The following is a 14,830-nucleotide window of genomic DNA, read 5'->3' on the forward strand; positions in this document are numbered from 1 at the left end:
GGCTGCTCAGGCGGCCCCGGCCGCGGCCCGCATCCGGTCGAAGTTCGCCACGTACTGCCGGTAGACGTCCTTGTCGTTGAGCTGCAGCAGCGTCTCGTCGTTACGCCGCAGCGACGTCTCGTTGTAGTTGTGGCTGCCGGTGAACACCCGGCGCGCGTCGCGCTCGCCGTCGTACGAGCCCTCCACCAGCAGGTACTTGGAGTGGATGCGCCCGGGCAGCGCGCTGCCCGACCCCAGGGTGGCCAGCTCGACGCGCGGCTGCGCCGTCAGGACGGCCTTGACCTCCTCGTCCATGATCCCGTACACGATCTGCACCCCGCAGCCGTCGCCCGCCAGGTCGCGCAGCCGCTCGGCGATGGCGATGCGGTAGGTGTCCCACTCGGACATGCCGACCCGGATCTTCGTCCCGCCCCGGCAGGAGACCTTGTCCAGGTACTCGACGATGGGATCGCCCTGCGCGCGGGGGAAGAAGTGGGCCCGTACCGAGCCGCCGCGCGAGCCCGTCTGGACGACGCGGTTGTAGTCCAGGTTCTTCCGCTCGGCCGCCAGGTCGCCGAAGTAGGCGTCGTAGGCGGCGTAGAGCCGCCGGTTGCCGGGCAGGACGACCGCGTTGTTCCAGTACGTCGTGGAGTTCAGGTCGGTGAGGTTGGCCGAGGACTGCACGACCACGTCGGAGGCCCGGCCCGCCCGCGAGAACAGGTAGAACTTGTTGTGCTGCCCCTTGTCCCCGATGCAGGCCGCGGTGCCGCCCGACATCGGTCCCGTGCAGACGTGCACCCACGAGTCGCCGGCCGCGTCGGTCCCCAGCTCGGTCGTGAGCTGGGTGGCGACGGCCGCGCCCCGCGTGTCGCCGTCCAGGATGACCCGCACCTTGACCCCCCGCTGGTGCGCCTTCACCAGCTCGGCGGCGAACTCCGTGCCGGCCGTGCCCGACATGACGAAGTGCGCGATCTGGATGGTCGCGCCCGCGGGCGTCTGCCGTACCAGCCCGCAGAGCTCGCGCACGATGGCGGCCGGGTCGCCGCCCACCGGCTCGCTGAACACCGCTCCGGTCACGACCGGCCCGCGCGGGGCGTCGGCACAGGTGGACGCCTGGGCGGCGGAGGCCGTACCGGCGCCGCTCGCGAGCACGGCGGCGGCCGCGGCGCCCATCGTCAGGACGGACAGGAACTTGCTCGGCATGCCAGAACTCCTCATACGTAACGGCCAGCCCGGATCTTGTTTACGGGCAGCCGATATTGATGTTGGAGTCGTCACCTCGGATCGCCGTGACCGCCTGCCGTCGGCGCCCTGAACGATCAGCGAACATCTGCTCCCCGCATCCGCTACTGAGCGGGGGCCGATCCACCCGCCGAGCGCCCCCGGATCTGGCCGAGCGTGGCGCGGCTCTCCCGGATGTCGGTGATCAGCACGTACGCGACCAGCAGCAGCCCCAGGCACAGGGCCGCGGCGGCCCACCAGGGGATCTCGGCGAGCAGCAGATAGCCGTCGGCGTCGCTCAGCGACCTGATCACCATCGTCACCGCGGCGACCGCCACCGTGACCATCAGCCAGCTTCGCAGGCGCGGCAGATTGCCCTTGTTCCACAGCCGGATCCGCCAGCTCATGAACACGGCGAGCACGCCGAGCAGGGCACAGAACCCGATCAGCCACCAGGGCAGGGCGAAGGCGGTCTGGTCGGCGAACTGCGCCTGCGCCGTCTTCAGCTCCACCTCGGCCTTCTGCCTGGCCGCCACGGCGGCGTCGAGCTGCTGCTTCAGCTGGGCCACGCTCTGGCGCAGCTCCTGGCGCGTCTCCTGCCTCGTCTCCTGGCGCGGGGGCGGCGTGGCCGCCTCGGTCGGCAGCATCCGCGCCACGACCGTCAGCATGATCGCGACGAAGGACAGCGCCAGCACGATGGCCATGAACAGGTCGATGAAGCGCAGGTCGAGCGGTGGCGAGAACGACCTGGCGGGCCGCCTCCTCACTGATCCCTCACCAGGGTGTACTTCTGTGGCCGGCTCTCGGCCGCGCTCAGCCGCTCCACCGCCGTGCGCAACGCGTCGAGGCCCTTGACCAGCTCCTCGGTCCTGCCCCTCGACTGGGCCAGCTCCTGGGTGAGCCCGTGCATGGCCGGGGCCGCCTGCTTGGCCGGCAGCCGCGCGATGTAGACCAGGAACACCTCGTCGGCCGCCACCACCCCGGTCCGCTCCGCCCGCTCGACCAGGGCCATCGCCCCGAACGCGAGCACGCTCAGGAACAGCGCGATCAGCGTCACGCCGAACGCCGAGGCCAGCTCGGGCAGCACGTGCTGCTTGAGCGCGGCGATCAGGACGCCGGGGTCGCCCTTGCTGTCCAGGGCGTTGGAGAACGAGCTGACCATGGCGCCCATCGTCAGCGCCGTGCCGATGAACCCGAAGACCGGCAGCGCCCAGATCAGCGCGTGGTCGAGGTGGTGCTTGTTGGCCATCTCGCTCTCGTCCAGCGCGGAGCGGGCGCTCAGCACGGCCTCGCAGTCGTTCCCGGCCTCCGCCGCCTCCTTGAACAGCCTGAGCCGCCGCCCCACCAGCGTGTCGTCGCTCGGCGTCACGGCCTGGACGTTCGCCACCGCCCGCGCCGTCGCGGCGCCCTCCCGCCGGATGTCCGGTATGGCGCGGACGATCCTGAGCACCGTGGTCACGAACACCGCGATGATGAGCGTGACCACCACCTCCGCGGCCACCGGCGCCGTGGCCGCGCCCACGGACACCAGGAGCGTTTCCACCAATCCGCCCACCATGAGCAGCGCGGAGAGCACCACGCCCACCACGGGCGCGAACACCGAGTGACGCCAGCCGTACCTTGACACCCTTCAACCCCATCCGACACAGGAAATGTCAAAGAACACCTAAGCATACGCAAAGCAATGTTTGGTTACGGAACGGAAGGTCTTCCCGATGTACGGCCGCAGGCTTCCGAGGCGCCGGGGGGTCAGCGGCCATTCAGCAGGGCATGCCCGAGCGAAGTCAGGCTGTGGAGCATCCGGTTGCGGTCGCGGATGCTGAAGACGAGCCCCGCCTCCCTCAGCACTGTCGCGTGCTCGCTGGCCGACGCCGCCGAGATGCCCGTCCGCCGAGCCAGCTCACCGGTCGTCACCCCGTCGCCCACGCCGATCGCCTCCAGCACCCCCGCCCGCGTGACCCCGATCAGCATGCCGAGCGCTCCCGGCCCGGTCTCCCCCGGCACGGTGCCCGGCCCGTGCGGCACCGGGATGATGAGCACGGGCGGCAGCCCCGGATCGAGCATCGTCAACGGACCGGAGACGCAGAAATAGGAGGGCACGAGCCGCAGCCCGCGCCCGTTCAAATGCAATTCCTGATCGCGGTGACCTGGGACGCGTAATTCGCCCGCCGACCACACCGCCATCGGGCGTAAGGTGCCGAGCAGTCCTTCGACCCCGTGCCGCGCCAGCGCGTCCCCCCGCATACGCCGATCCCGGCCGAGCGCCGTTTCGATACAGCCTTTGTACGGCGTCACAATCAGGTCGTAGCAGGCTCGCATGGCCTCCGTAAGAGCGACCAGCAAACCGGGCTCGCCATTGGCCAGCCCCCGTGCCGCGCCGGGCAATTTCCGGTACGCGGCCAGGACACGGAGATCCCGGTGCAGATGAGATTTCGGCGTGCGGCGGATCGCCTCCAACCCGTGCTCCACGCCCCGCGCCGCCTCCGCGGGATTGAGGAAGTCCGGAAAGTAGCCCACATTCGGCGTCAGCGCGAGCAGCAGGCTCAATATCTCGCCGAGCTGCGCATTCCGAAGGGCCCGGCCGGCCAGCCTGCGCCACGTGGCGAAGAACAGGTCTCCGCGCTGAGGCCGCAGCATTTGCAGGCTGAGCACCAGCTCCCACAGCGGATCAGGCTCAGGAGCGATTCTGGTGCGCATGATGTCGTCGCTGGTGAAGTAGATCCTCAACATCGGATCCGCGCCCCCCGTGAAACCCCGTCATAGAGCACGCCCCCAGATCTGTATTAACGCAGACCCACGGCAGCTCGGCAACTGCCGAGTTTCCGGCGCTGACCTGGCATATTCGCCCTGCACCGAATTTCGTTGCCCGCATGAGAAGCGCATCCGATGCTTGCCTGACCGCGCATTCAATCAGCCGGGCGCAGAAGGAAGAGCCATGAAAGATCTGGTAAGACGCGTCGTCGTCGGGACGGTCGGCAGCGCCACATTCGCCGGCCTCATCGTGATCGGCCCGCCGGCGTCGGCGTGGGTCTACTGCAACACGGTCAGCTCCGTCTCCGACACGAGCTCAGGTCGTATCCGTTATCCCACGTACAACGGCGACATCAACTGCGACATGCGACTCAACACGAACGGCGATGCCCGGCAGCGCGAGGCGATATCCCAACTCCAGGAGACGCTGAACGTCTGTTACAGCGCGATCAGGTATACCATCGGCAACCACGTGCCCCCGTACGCGGTCACCAGCGTGCTGAGCGTGGACGGCGAGTACGGCTCGAAGACCCGCGAGGCGGTGAAGAGCGTCCAGCGTTACCACAACGGTCTGGGCGCGTCTCTGGTCGTGGACGGCTACGCGGGCCCGAAGACCCGGAGCACGATGCTTCACCAGAACGTGGAACAGAACTTCTGCTCGTTCCGCAGCCAGTGAGCCGGACGCCGGACGGCATGGTCCAGAGCACGCACCCGCGCCGCAGGGGATGGCCACCCCGGCGGCCTACCGCACACTGAACCGCGTGATCGAGCACCACCGCAGCCTCCTCTTCCAGCGGTACCAGTAGCCTCTGCTGGAGCGTCGTACAGCCCCTCGACGAGGAGCTGACTGCGGACGACCTCCGGTGGCGGCTGAAAGGAGGCCGCGACCCCGAGCAGCGTCTCATGCGACACCCCACGGAGGCCGACCACATCATCACCGCGCTCAGCGAAGACGCACGCGCGTGGATGACCACGCAGCACTTCAACGGCGGCTGGAGGTGGAGGAGCCTTCGTCATCATCCTCAGCCATCCCGGCGCCTGACGTCACCGCCCACACCTGGGCACAGGCACACAAAAAACCGCCCCTTACCTACGTGAGCAGGTAAGAGGCGGTCTGAAAGTGGTGGAGGTGGCGGGAATCGAACCCGCGTCCTTCAACCCCAAGTCAGGGCTTCTCCGGGCGCAGCCTGTTGTGCTTTTCTCAGCCCCGGCGATCACACAGGCGAGTCGCCGACGGGCTCAGCCACTGTTTGGTTTCCCGATCGCCCCCGTGGCCGGGTCGATCGGTTGAGCCTTCTAGCGATGCCAGACACCGGGCCGAAGGCACTCCCGGGCTGACAGTGGTTTCGCTGCTTAGGCAGCGAGACCCAGGGAGTCCTGGGCCACCACAGTGCGCTTGGAATTGGCACTTGTTGTTTGCGGTCACAGGATTAACGAGGTTATGTCCGCAGTCCTCGGCCCGCTTCACCTGGCTTGCAAAGTCGAAGTCGAAGCCAGTCACCCCCTGTGCAGTTGTCAACACATCCCCGCGAAGGGATGAGCAACACTGAATGTACATGGGACAACGCCCTCAACGCCAACTTAATTCCCATGCCGAAACCCCCGGGAGCGCGGCACAGCAGCACGCGCTCCCGGGGGCCGACCGGCAGGGTCGAGCCGGTCCGGACGGCAGGACTTCCCCCGAGATGAAGTCCTATCTCATCACGGCGACTGGATCCGCAACCCCCCGAGCGGGCCCAGTCACTCTGTAAGACGCCACCGGGAGCCCCGATGGTTGCTCAGCGTCACGAAATTTTCACGACGAGTTGCCGAGGCCGGCGAAGAAGCTGCCGGCCACCGCTCCGGCGTCGTAGTCCTTGACCAGCACCGCGATGGCCACATCCCCTTGCCAGCCGACGAACCAGGTCAGCCCGCCGCCCGCGGTCGACTTCACGCCGTAGACCTTGCCCCGGCCCGCCTGGGCGACCGTGCCGGCCGCGCCGGCCCGCATCATGGTCCGCAGCGTCGTGAGGACCCGCGGGTCAACGGGGACCGGAGCCGGCTGGACGGCAGGCACGACCTCGGCCGCCGGATCGGGCGACTTGGGGTCGGTGACGAGCACCGGCGGCCGCCAGGTGCCGGAGGCCACCGCGGCGCCCACCAGAGCCATGCCGAGCGGGCTGACCTCGACGTTCTGGCCCGCGATGGCCTTGGCTTTGTCGGCGTCGGTGGGCAGCTTGGGCAGCGAACCGCTGAACGACTTCAGTGGCAGCCGCCACGGCAGCCCCACGCCGAACGACGTGGCGCTCTTGGCCAGGTCGGTGGCCGTGACGCGGCGGGCCAGCGAGGCCAGCGCGGTGACGCAGCCCTTGGCGAAATTTTCCTGGAAGGTGCCGGACGACGTCACGCCGTCGGTCTGGCCCGTGTGGACGAACTTGGCGCCGCCCACCGTGCGCTCCTGCGGGCAGGCCAGCCGCTGCTTGGGGCTGACCTTGCTCTTGAGCAGCGCGTCCGCGGCCACGATCGAGAACGCCGTGCCGGCCGGGAACTTGCCGGCCAGCGCGTCCTTCTCCTGGTGCATGTTCTTGGTGGCGACCGCGCGGATCTCGCCCGTGTCGCGCTGCACCGCCACCAGCGCGCTCGTGTCGGTGTCGGCCACCGCCGCCTCGGCCGCGTTCTGGATCGCCCGGTCGATGGTGGTCTTCACCGAGACGTTCTGCCGGCCCCGCCACTCCTTGAGCCGGGCGACCTCCTTGCCGGTCTTGAGGTCAAGGGTGATCACCTTGGTCTCGGTGGAGCCGGTGAGGTAGTCCTGGTATGCCTGCTGCAGGCCGCTCTTGCCGACCGAGTCGCCGGCCCGCTGCGGCCCGCCGAGCTTCTGCTCGCTCTCCGGGGTCAGCGCGCTGACGCTGCCGACGATCTGGCGGGGGGCGTCGGGATCGACCGGCTGCTTCTGCGGCTGCGTCTCGATCCCGGTGATGGCCGTGAGCTTCGACTTCATGGCCTCGTAGCGCGAGCGCCCAAAGGTGACCAGCGGCACGAACTTGCCGGGCGGCGAGGACCTGATGCGACTCAGCAGCCGGTCCTGGGCGTAGCCGGTCACCTCGGACAGCTTGGCCACGACGTCTTCGGCCTGGTCGCCCAGCTTCGACGGGTAGACGCCGACGACGTAGAGGTAGGTGTCGCTCTGCAGCGGATCATTGTCCTTGTCGACCACCGGCTGGCGCTCCACCGGCTCGGTGTCGACCGCGAACCGCTGACCCTCCTTGAGCTGCGGATGCAGCACGGAGGGTGACCAGCGCACCTTCCAGGTGCCGTCGACCAGGTGGAGCGGCAGTATCCCGTCGTATTCCCAGAGCGGGTTGTTCTCGCCCAGGTCGACCTCGGCGTGGAAGTCGGCCCTGGACTCTTCGCCTGTCACGCTGACGCGCTCGATCTTGAAGCGGAACGAGGCCGCGTCAAGCTCGAGCTTGGCGTCGGACAGCGCCTTGCGCACGGTGGCCAGGTCGCCGTCCGTGCGGCCCGCCGCCAGGTCGTAGTCCTCCGACTGCCAGCCCACGAGGAAGTCGCGGACCGCGTCGTGCGGCGAGGGCTCCTCGAAGCAGCCGGTCAGCATCGTGCTCGCGACCGCCAGGGTGGCGGTCGCGGCGAGGGTGCGGCGAGCGCGTCTCATCGGTTACGGTGCCGTCGCTCTCATCGGTTACGGTGCCGCACGACCCGGGCCATCTCCCGTTTCGCCTGCGCCTCCGCAAGCGACTGGCGCTTGTCCCAGTCTTTCTTGCCGCGGGCCAGGCCGATCTCGACCTTGGCCCGGCCGTCCTTGAAGTAGAGCGCGAGCGGCACGATCGTGAGCCCGCCCTCCTTCGTCTTGGCGGCGAGCTTGTCGATCTCCTTGCGGTGCAGCAGCAGCTTGCGCTTGCGGCGCGCCGTGTGGTTGGTCCACGTCCCCTGCATGTATTCGGGGATGTGGACGTTGAGCAGCCACGCTTCGTTGCCGTCGATGCTGGCGTAGCCGTCGACGAGCGAGGCGCGGCCCTCGCGTAGCGACTTGACCTCGGTGCCCTGGAGCACGAGCCCCGCCTCGAAGGTGTCCTCGACGTGGTAGTCGTGCCTAGCGCGTTTGTTCTGGGCGATGAGCTTCCGCCCGGTCTCACGTGGCATGCTTCGACTTTACCGGCGGCCGGGGCGAGGACGTCCCATGCGCACGGCTACACCCTGAGGTAGCGGCGGAGCGTGACGAACGAGGCGAGCACACAGATCACGACACCGATGGCCATGGTGATCGTGATGGCCTGGGCGACGTCGTTCCAGCCCAGCTGTGCCGTCGGACCGCCGAAGAACTTGCCCAGCTCCTCGAACAGGAACACCTTCGTCACGATCAGGATGACCGCCGCGAAGACGCCGCCGACCAGGCCGGCGATGACGCCTTCCATGACGAAGGGCAGCTGGATGTACAGGTTCGACGCGCCGACCAGCCGCATGATGCCCGTTTCCCGCCGCCGGTTGAACGCCGACAGCCGGACCGTGTTGCCGATCAGCAGGGCCGCCGCCAGCACCAGGATGATCGCCACCGCCAGCGCGTAGAAGGCGAGCTTGTCCAGCATGGCGAAGAACGGGCCGAGCAGCTGTTTCTGGTCCGTCACCTGGGCGACGCCCGGCTGGCCCTGCATGGCCTGGACGACGGGCTCGTAGTTGTCCGGATCTTCGAGCTTGACCCGGAACGACTGGGGCATGTCCTCGACCTTGGTGGCGTCCACGAGAGCCTTGCTGGCCTGGAAGGACTCCTGGAAGTTCTTGTACGCGGTCGCCTGGGTCTCGAAGAACACCTCCTTGACGCCCTGGGTGCCCTTGATGTGCGCCTCGAGCGCCCGGGTCTGCGCGGTCGTGATCGCCTTGCCGTTACACGCCGGCATGGCCGATCCCTTGTTGCACAGGAAGACCGAGATCTCGACCTTGTCGTCCCAGTAGCCCTTCATCATGCCGACCTGGGCGTTGATCATCAAGCCGACGCCCAGCATCGCCATGCCCACCGCCACGGTGATGACGACCGCGATGGTCATGGTCAAATTGCGACGGAGGCCGATCCAGACCTCGGAGAAGATGAAATTCGCCCGCATGTTCTGTCTGCAGCTCCCTGTCAGTACGCCTGGCCGTACACGCCACGCGACTGGTCCCGGACGATCTTGCCGTCCTCCAGCTCCACGACACGCTTGCGCATGGAGTCGACGATGGCCGCGTCGTGCGTGGCCATGACGACCGTGGTGCCAGTCCTGTTGATGCGGTCGAGCACCTTCATGATGCCGATGCTCGTCGCGGGGTCGATGTTGCCCGTCGGCTCGTCGGCCAGCAGGATCATCGGCCGGTTGACGAACGCGCGGGCCATGGCGACGCGCTGTTGCTCGCCGCCGGACAGCTCGTCGGGCATACGGTGGGCCTTGCCTTCCAGGCCGACCAGCTCGATGACCTCGGGAACCACCTTGCGGATGAACCGCCGTGGCTTTCCGATGACCTCGAGCGCGAACGCCACGTTCTCGTAGACGTTCTTGTTCGGGAGCAGCCTGAAGTCCTGGAACACGCAGCCGATGCGGCGGCGCAGGTGCGGCACCTTGAAGTTGGAGAGGCGGGCCAGATCCTTGCCGGCGACGTGGATCGCACCGGAGTTGGGCCGCTCCTCCTTCAGGACCAGACGCAGGAACGTGGACTTGCCTGATCCCGAGGGACCGACGAGGAACACGAACTCGCCCTTGTCCACGTCTACAGATACGTGGTCGAGAGCGGGCCGGTTCTGGTTCGCGTAGACCTTGGTGACATTATCGAAATGGATCACGAGAGCATCACGGCATGCCAGTCTAGGGGTCAGGACGGAAGCGAGGGTGGCACATGCCCACTTCCCGCCGCTGGCCGAGCGGGGGCGTCTTCTTTACCAATGATCGACGTTCCGATTGGCCAGACGACAGTCTAGGGGGAAGACTGGCATGGAACGTCCATAACGGAAACAAAACGATTGTGCGGCTAGACTTGGGGCTGTCATGAGTTGTGAACACCTCGTATGCGCGCAGTGCGCCCACCCAGTGATCGAGGGCCGCTGCTCCCTCTGCCGCGCCAACCGCGAGCGGATGCACAACCACGGCTTCGCCGGGCTGTCACCCGCCCTCATCGCCCTTCTGCTGGTCGTCCTGTTGTTCGTGACCCTGGTGCTCAAGCACCTAAGCGGTCTCTGACTCCTGGCGGCGCATCCAGCGGATCTCCGACTCGATGAACTCGTCGAGGTCGCCGTCGAGGACCGCTGACGGGTTGCCGGCCTCGGTGCCCGTGCGCAGGTCCTTCACGATCTGATAGGGGTGGAGCACGTAGTTGCGGATCTGCGTGCCCCACGACGTGGTGGTCGCGCCGCGCAGCTCCGACATCTTCTCCGCCTCTTCCTGCCGCTTGCGCTCCAGGAGCTTGGCCTGCAGGACGTTCATCGCCGAGGCGCGGTTCTGGAGCTGGGAGCGCTCGTTCTGGCAGGACACCACGATGCCGGTCGGGAGGTGCGTGATGCGCACCGCCGAGTCGGTGGTGTTGACGCCCTGGCCGCCGGGACCCGACGAGCGGTAGACGTCGACCCGCAGATCGTCCTCGTTGATGTCGATGTGGTCGGTCTGCTCGACGACCGGCACGATGTCCACCCCGGCGAACGAGGTCTGGCGCCGCCCCTGGTTGTCGAACGGGCTGATGCGCACCAGCCGGTGGGTGCCGTGCTCGCCGCGCAGCGTGCCGTAGGCGTAGGGGGCCTTGATCGTGAACGTGGCCGACTTGATGCCGGCCTCCTCCGCGTAGGAGGTGTCGTAGACCTCGGTGCCGTAACCCTTGCGCTCGGCCCACCGCAGATACATCCGCAGCAGCATCTCGGCCCAGTCGGCGGCGTCGACGCCGCCCGCCTGGGAGTTGATCGTGACCAGCGCCTCGCGGGCGTCGTATTCGCCCGAGAGCAGGGTGCGGACCTCCATGGCGCCGATGTCCGACTTCAGCGTCACGAGCTCCTTGTCGGCCTCGGCGCGCGTGTCGTCGTCGCCTTCCTCGGCCGCCAGCTCGTAGAGGACGGAGAGGTCGTCGAGACGGCGCGAGACGCTCTCGACGCGGTTGAGCTCGCCCTGGAGGTGGGACAGCTTGCTGGTGACCTTCTGGGCCTGCTCAGGGTCGTCCCAGAGGTCGGGCGCGGCGACCTGCTGCTCCAGCTCCTCGATCTGCTTGCGCATCGCGTCGAGGTCGAGCACGTCCTGGATGCTGCGGAGTGTGCCCGCGAGCTCGTTGATCTCTTCTGCCGGATCGATGCCTGCCACGTCTCCCAAGAGTACGCGACCCTCGCCGGCCCGAATAACATGGCGAGGTGCGTGCTTACGGTCGGCGGAAGATGCTGGCGCTCGCCGCGGGCGTGCTCGCCACGGCGACCGCCTGCACCGGCAATGCCCAGCCGCCGCCCGGCAAGGCCGCGGCCGCCGCTTCGCCGGCCCCCTCGCCCTCGGCGGTCGAATACGCCCTCACTCCCGCCGAGGCCGCCAAGGAGTTCAGCGAGATCACCGTCACCGACGACATGCTGCGGGCGAAGAGCAGCATCCAGGGCCGCCTGGCGCCGGCCCTGGACCTGACGACCGGCGGGCAGGCGGAGCTCACCCGGGCCGCCTACCTGTCGGCCGACTACGCCCCGCCGCGCTACCGGTGGGGGTCACCGACGCTGTTCGTGCCGAAGTTCAAGGTGGGCGAGCAGGCGCTCTGGTTCAGCGCGCTGGCGACCCGCAACGGGCAGCCGGCGCTGCTGACGTTCGCCAAGTCCGACGAGTGGCGGATCAGCTCCGTGGCCGAGCTCCTGCCGGGGCAGGAGCTGCCGGAGATCGAGCTGGACGCCGACGGCTACGCCACGGCGGTGGCGGCCGACGACAAGAGCGTCACGATCAGCCCGCAGTTCATGGGGCCCGTGCACGCCAGCGTGGCCGAGACGGGGTCCGCCGGGGTCACGGCCGGGCTGCTCGCGCCGGGGCCCTTCACGACGGACGTGGCCGAGCAGATCGCCTCGCTCCGGGCGCGGGCCAAGAAGGACGGCTACAGCTACGACTCGATCTTCAGCGCCGACAACTTCCCGGTCTACGCGCTGCGGACCAAGGACGGCGGAGCGCTGATCCAGTATTCGCTCTCGCGAAACTCGACCACGCGCAACCTGGTGGACACGACGTACAAGATCTCCGTGCCGCAGGAGGCGAGCTGGGCGATCAGCGGTTCGACCGTGCCCCTCAGCCTCAAGCTCACCGAGACCCACCAGTACGTCACCGCCGTCCCGCCCCTGAGCGAGCCCAAGGCCGCCGCCGTCATCGCCCACCAGGGCGCGCTCACCCGCGCCGCCGGCACCTGACCCATCCGTTCCCGACACGACGGCACGGCACGGCCCGCCCGCGCCGCCGCCCGTCACGGCCGGGCGTGACGGGTTTCCACCCCTGACGCCGTACGCCACCCTCCCCTCATCCCCGCCTTAGCAACTTGAGTTGACTAGCTCCAAGGTAGTCAACTACGGTTGCTTATATGCCGGACATTCGCGGGAGGCGCCGGTGAGCGCCATCGACCACTACATCAACGCGCTCGTCCTCCAGGGCGAGCGCGAGGCCAGGCAGGACGGGTCCGCGGCGGTCGAGGCGCATCACGTGCTGCTGGCCATCGCCGGACACGAGGACACCGCCGCCCGGCGGGTCCTGCTGGCGGCCGGGCTCGACCGGCAGGCGATCAGGGACGCGCTCGACCGCGAGTTCGAGCACAGCCTCAACGCGGCGGGCGTGTCCCTCGCCGCCTTCAGCGGTCCCCCCGCGACGCCCGACCACAAGCGCCGCGTGGGCATGGGGGCTTCGCTGAAGCTCGCGCTCGAACGCGGCTTCGGCGCCGCCACGGGCAAGAAGGACCTGCGTCCCGCCCACGTGCTGCTCGGGATCCTGGAGGCCGAGGTGGGCACGGTGCCGCGCGCGCTCGCCCAGGCGGGCGCCGACCGGGCCGAGCTGATCGCCCGCGTCCGGGCGACGACCGCGAACGAGAGCTGGTAACCGGCCGACCATCCCCCTTCCCATCCGGCCGTCGCGGGCCGCGTGGCGTACTCGGCATGCCCTCATGCCGATGAGAGGTGAGCCTTCATGGCACCAGTCCAGCAGGTCGTGCTCGACGTCAACGGGCTGCGCATGCGCTACGGCCCGGCCGACGTCCTGCACGACGTGACGTTCCAGGCCCGGCACGGAGAGGTGCTGGCCCTGCTGGGACCGAACGGGGCGGGCAAGACCACCACGATCGAGATCCTGGAGGGCTTCCGGATGCGCTCGGCCGGACGCGTGAGCGTGCTCGGCGCCGACCCGGCGCGCGGCGACGAGCGCTGGCGGGCCCGGCTGGGGGTGGTCCTGCAGTCCTGGCGCGACCACGGCAAGTGGCGGGTCCGCGAACTCCTCGCCCACCTGGGCCGCTACTACGCCGCCTACGGGACCGCCGCGATCCCCCGGCCGTGGGATCCGGACGAGCTCATCGAGGCGGTCGGCCTGGCCGGGCAGGCGGACAAGAAGATCAGGACGCTCTCCGGCGGCCAGCGGCGCAGGCTGGACGTGGCCATCGGCATCGTGGGGCGGCCCGAGCTGCTGTTCCTGGACGAGCCGACGGCCGCGTTCGATCCGCAGGCCCGCCACGAGTTCCACGACCTCGTACGCGGCCTGGTCGGCGGCCACGAGACCACGATCGTCCTCACCACGCACGACCTGGACGAGGCCGAGAAGCTCGCCGACCGCATCATCGTGCTGAACGGCGGCCGGATCATCGCCGACGGCTCGGCGGCCGAGCTGGCGCGGCGGATCGCCGGCGAGGACGAGGTGCGCTGGGTCCAGGGCGGCGAGCGCCGCACGCACAGGACGGCGGACTCGACCGGCTTCGTCCGCGACCTGCTCCGCCGGCACGACGACGAGATCCGCGAGCTCGAGGTGCACCGGGCCTCGCTGGAGCAGACGTACCTGGCCCTGGTGCGCCAGGCCGAGTCGGAGCCGGAGGCGAGCCGATGAGCCCCACCACGGCGGCGCTGCGCGCGGGCTGGTCCCGCGGGCTGATCGAGCTGCGGCAGTCGTTCACCAACGGCGCCGACCTGTTCTCGCACTTCTTCTGGCCCGTGCTGATGCTGACCGCCATGTTCTTCATGCGGGACACCGCGTTCGGGTCCAGCGGGCTGCTGCTCGGCACCCTGGCCCTGCCCGGCATCCTGGGGATGAACGCGGCGTTCGGCCTGGTCACGATGAGCCAGCTGCTCACCGCCGAGCGCGAGGACGGCACCCTGCTGCGGGCCAAGGCGACGCCGGACGGGATGCGCGGCTACCTCACCGGCAAGGTCGTCTCGGTCTCCGGGGGGACACTCGCGGACCTCGCGATCTTCCTCGTCCCGGGGCTCTTCCTCGTGGACGGGCTGGAGCTCAGCCCCGGCGGCTGGGCGACCCTGGCCTGGGTGCTGGTGCTGGGCCTGGTGGCGACCCTGCCCATCGGCGCGGTCCTGGGCTCGATCTTCACCAGCGCTCGGGCGCAGGGCGTGCTCCAGCTCCCGGTCCTGGGGGTGATCGCGATCTCGGGCGTCTTCTACCCGATCACCGCCCTGCCGGAATGGCTGCAGTGGGTGGCCCAGGTCTTCCCGATCTACTGGCTCGGGCTCGGCATGCGCTCCGCGCTGCTGCCGGACGCGGCGGCGGGCGTGGAGATCGGCGAGTCCTGGCGCCACCTGGAGACCGTGGGCGTGCTGGGGGCGTGGGCCGTGCTCGGGCTGCTGCTGGCGCCGGTCGTGCTGCGCAGGATGGCGCGCAGGGAGTCGGGCTCCACGGTGGCCGCGCGCCGCGAGAAGGCACTCCAGCGGGTCGGCTGACCTCCC

15 protein-coding genes and 1 other RNA gene are annotated in these 14,830 nt (G+C 68.9%); 6 read left to right on the forward strand and 10 right to left on the reverse strand.

Annotated features, from left to right (window positions below; all coding sequences use genetic code 11):
- Window positions 1-6: 6 nt before the first annotated feature.
- The 4 genes from ETD85_RS16930 to ETD85_RS16945 form a co-directional block, all read right to left on the reverse strand.
- A complete protein-coding gene (locus tag ETD85_RS16930; protein WP_206058357.1) occupies window positions 7-1,182 on the reverse strand; it encodes a phospholipase D-like domain-containing protein in 1,176 nt (391 codons plus the stop codon).
- Between the two features lie 143 nt (window positions 1,183-1,325).
- Window positions 1,326-1,967 carry a hypothetical protein gene (locus ETD85_RS16935; RefSeq protein ID WP_138690676.1) on the reverse strand — a complete coding sequence of 214 codons (642 nt, stop codon included), beginning with the start codon at window positions 1,965-1,967 and terminating at the stop codon, window positions 1,326-1,328.
- On the reverse strand, window positions 1,964-2,827 hold the full coding sequence (locus ETD85_RS16940) for a hypothetical protein (protein ID WP_138690677.1): 864 nt from the start codon (window positions 2,825-2,827) through the stop codon (window positions 1,964-1,966). Before ETD85_RS16940 ends, ETD85_RS16935 begins: the two co-directional genes overlap by 4 nt.
- Window positions 2,828-2,949: 122 nt before the next feature.
- Window positions 2,950-3,930, reverse strand: a complete 981-nt coding sequence (locus tag ETD85_RS16945) for a winged helix-turn-helix domain-containing protein (protein WP_138690678.1) — start codon at window positions 3,928-3,930, stop codon at window positions 2,950-2,952.
- 205 nt (window positions 3,931-4,135) lie between these two features.
- Here ETD85_RS16945 and ETD85_RS16950 point away from each other — a divergent pair, with 205 nt between their 5' ends.
- Entirely contained in the window at window positions 4,136-4,627 is a 492-nt protein-coding gene (locus ETD85_RS16950) for a peptidoglycan-binding domain-containing protein (RefSeq protein ID WP_138690679.1), read from the forward strand.
- A 445-nt stretch (window positions 4,628-5,072) separates the two neighbouring features.
- On the opposite strand, the gene ssrA is transcribed toward ETD85_RS16950, so the two are convergent.
- From ssrA to ftsE, 5 genes are all read right to left on the reverse strand, one after another.
- Window positions 5,073-5,456, reverse strand: a transfer-messenger RNA (tmRNA) gene (ssrA, locus tag ETD85_RS16955).
- Between the two features lie 290 nt (window positions 5,457-5,746).
- The gene (locus tag ETD85_RS16960) at window positions 5,747-7,603 is read right to left on the reverse strand and encodes a penicillin-binding transpeptidase domain-containing protein (protein ID WP_138690680.1); all 1,857 of its coding nucleotides are present in this window, start codon (window positions 7,601-7,603) and stop codon (window positions 5,747-5,749) included.
- Window positions 7,604-7,623: 20 nt separating this feature from the next.
- Window positions 7,624-8,091 carry an SsrA-binding protein SmpB gene (smpB, locus tag ETD85_RS16965; protein WP_138690681.1) on the reverse strand — a complete coding sequence of 156 codons (468 nt, stop codon included), beginning with the start codon at window positions 8,089-8,091 and terminating at the stop codon, window positions 7,624-7,626.
- A gap of 47 nt (window positions 8,092-8,138) precedes the next feature.
- Window positions 8,139-9,047, reverse strand: coding sequence for a permease-like cell division protein FtsX (gene ftsX / locus ETD85_RS16970; RefSeq protein WP_138690682.1), 909 nt, complete (start codon window positions 9,045-9,047; stop codon window positions 8,139-8,141).
- Between the two features lie 20 nt (window positions 9,048-9,067).
- On the reverse strand, window positions 9,068-9,757 hold the full coding sequence (gene ftsE / locus ETD85_RS16975; protein ID WP_020541427.1) for a cell division ATP-binding protein FtsE: 690 nt from the start codon (window positions 9,755-9,757) through the stop codon (window positions 9,068-9,070).
- Window positions 9,758-9,959: 202 nt separating this feature from the next.
- Here ftsE and ETD85_RS16980 point away from each other — a divergent pair, with 202 nt between their 5' ends.
- Window positions 9,960-10,151, forward strand: a complete 192-nt coding sequence (locus ETD85_RS16980) for a hypothetical protein (protein ID WP_138690683.1) — start codon at window positions 9,960-9,962, stop codon at window positions 10,149-10,151.
- Here the strand turns inward: ETD85_RS16980 and prfB are convergent.
- The gene (gene prfB / locus ETD85_RS16985) at window positions 10,137-11,252 is read right to left on the reverse strand and encodes a peptide chain release factor 2 (protein ID WP_138690684.1); all 1,116 of its coding nucleotides are present in this window, start codon (window positions 11,250-11,252) and stop codon (window positions 10,137-10,139) included. The two genes, ETD85_RS16980 and prfB, sit on opposite strands and share 15 nt — an antisense overlap.
- Window positions 11,253-11,299: 47 nt before the next feature.
- Between prfB and ETD85_RS16990 the strand changes: the two genes are divergently transcribed.
- From ETD85_RS16990 to ETD85_RS17005, 4 genes are all read left to right on the forward strand, one after another.
- Entirely contained in the window at window positions 11,300-12,316 is a 1,017-nt protein-coding gene (locus tag ETD85_RS16990; RefSeq protein WP_138690685.1) for a DUF8094 domain-containing protein, read from the forward strand.
- 193 nt (window positions 12,317-12,509) lie between these two features.
- Window positions 12,510-12,992: a Clp protease N-terminal domain-containing protein gene (locus ETD85_RS16995; RefSeq protein WP_138690686.1), complete on the forward strand. Its 483-nt coding sequence runs from the start codon at window positions 12,510-12,512 to the stop codon at window positions 12,990-12,992.
- Between the two features lie 87 nt (window positions 12,993-13,079).
- Window positions 13,080-13,982 (forward strand): ABC transporter ATP-binding protein, encoded by a 903-nt coding sequence (locus ETD85_RS17000; RefSeq protein ID WP_138690687.1) that lies wholly within the window; start codon window positions 13,080-13,082, stop codon window positions 13,980-13,982.
- Window positions 13,979-14,824 carry an ABC transporter permease gene (locus ETD85_RS17005; protein WP_138690688.1) on the forward strand — a complete coding sequence of 282 codons (846 nt, stop codon included), beginning with the start codon at window positions 13,979-13,981 and terminating at the stop codon, window positions 14,822-14,824. The genes ETD85_RS17000 and ETD85_RS17005 overlap by 4 nt, the downstream gene beginning before the upstream one ends.
- Window positions 14,825-14,830: the final 6 nt, after the last annotated feature.

The sequence above is a fragment of the Nonomuraea zeae genome, assembly GCF_005889725.1.
Lineage (GTDB): Bacteria > Actinomycetota > Actinomycetes > Streptosporangiales > Streptosporangiaceae > Nonomuraea > Nonomuraea zeae.

Excerpts from the sequence above, each read along its gene's own strand:
- ftsX (WP_138690682.1), bottom strand. The coding sequence starts at position 9,047 with ATGCGGGCGAATTTCATCTTCTCCGAGGTCTGGATCGGCCTCCGTCGC.
- smpB (WP_138690681.1), bottom strand. The coding sequence starts at position 8,091 with ATGCCACGTGAGACCGGGCGGAAGCTCATCGCCCAGAACAAACGCGCT.
- ETD85_RS16980 (WP_138690683.1), top strand. The coding sequence starts at position 9,960 with ATGAGTTGTGAACACCTCGTATGCGCGCAGTGCGCCCACCCAGTGATC.
- ETD85_RS16930 (WP_206058357.1), bottom strand. The coding sequence starts at position 1,182 with ATGCCGAGCAAGTTCCTGTCCGTCCTGACGATGGGCGCCGCGGCCGCC.
- ETD85_RS16960 (WP_138690680.1), bottom strand. The coding sequence starts at position 7,603 with ATGAGACGCGCTCGCCGCACCCTCGCCGCGACCGCCACCCTGGCGGTC.
- ETD85_RS17000 (WP_138690687.1), top strand. The coding sequence starts at position 13,080 with ATGGCACCAGTCCAGCAGGTCGTGCTCGACGTCAACGGGCTGCGCATG.
- ETD85_RS17005 (WP_138690688.1), top strand. The coding sequence starts at position 13,979 with ATGAGCCCCACCACGGCGGCGCTGCGCGCGGGCTGGTCCCGCGGGCTG.
- ETD85_RS16950 (WP_138690679.1), top strand. The coding sequence starts at position 4,136 with ATGAAAGATCTGGTAAGACGCGTCGTCGTCGGGACGGTCGGCAGCGCC.
- ETD85_RS16945 (WP_138690678.1), bottom strand. The coding sequence starts at position 3,930 with ATGTTGAGGATCTACTTCACCAGCGACGACATCATGCGCACCAGAATC.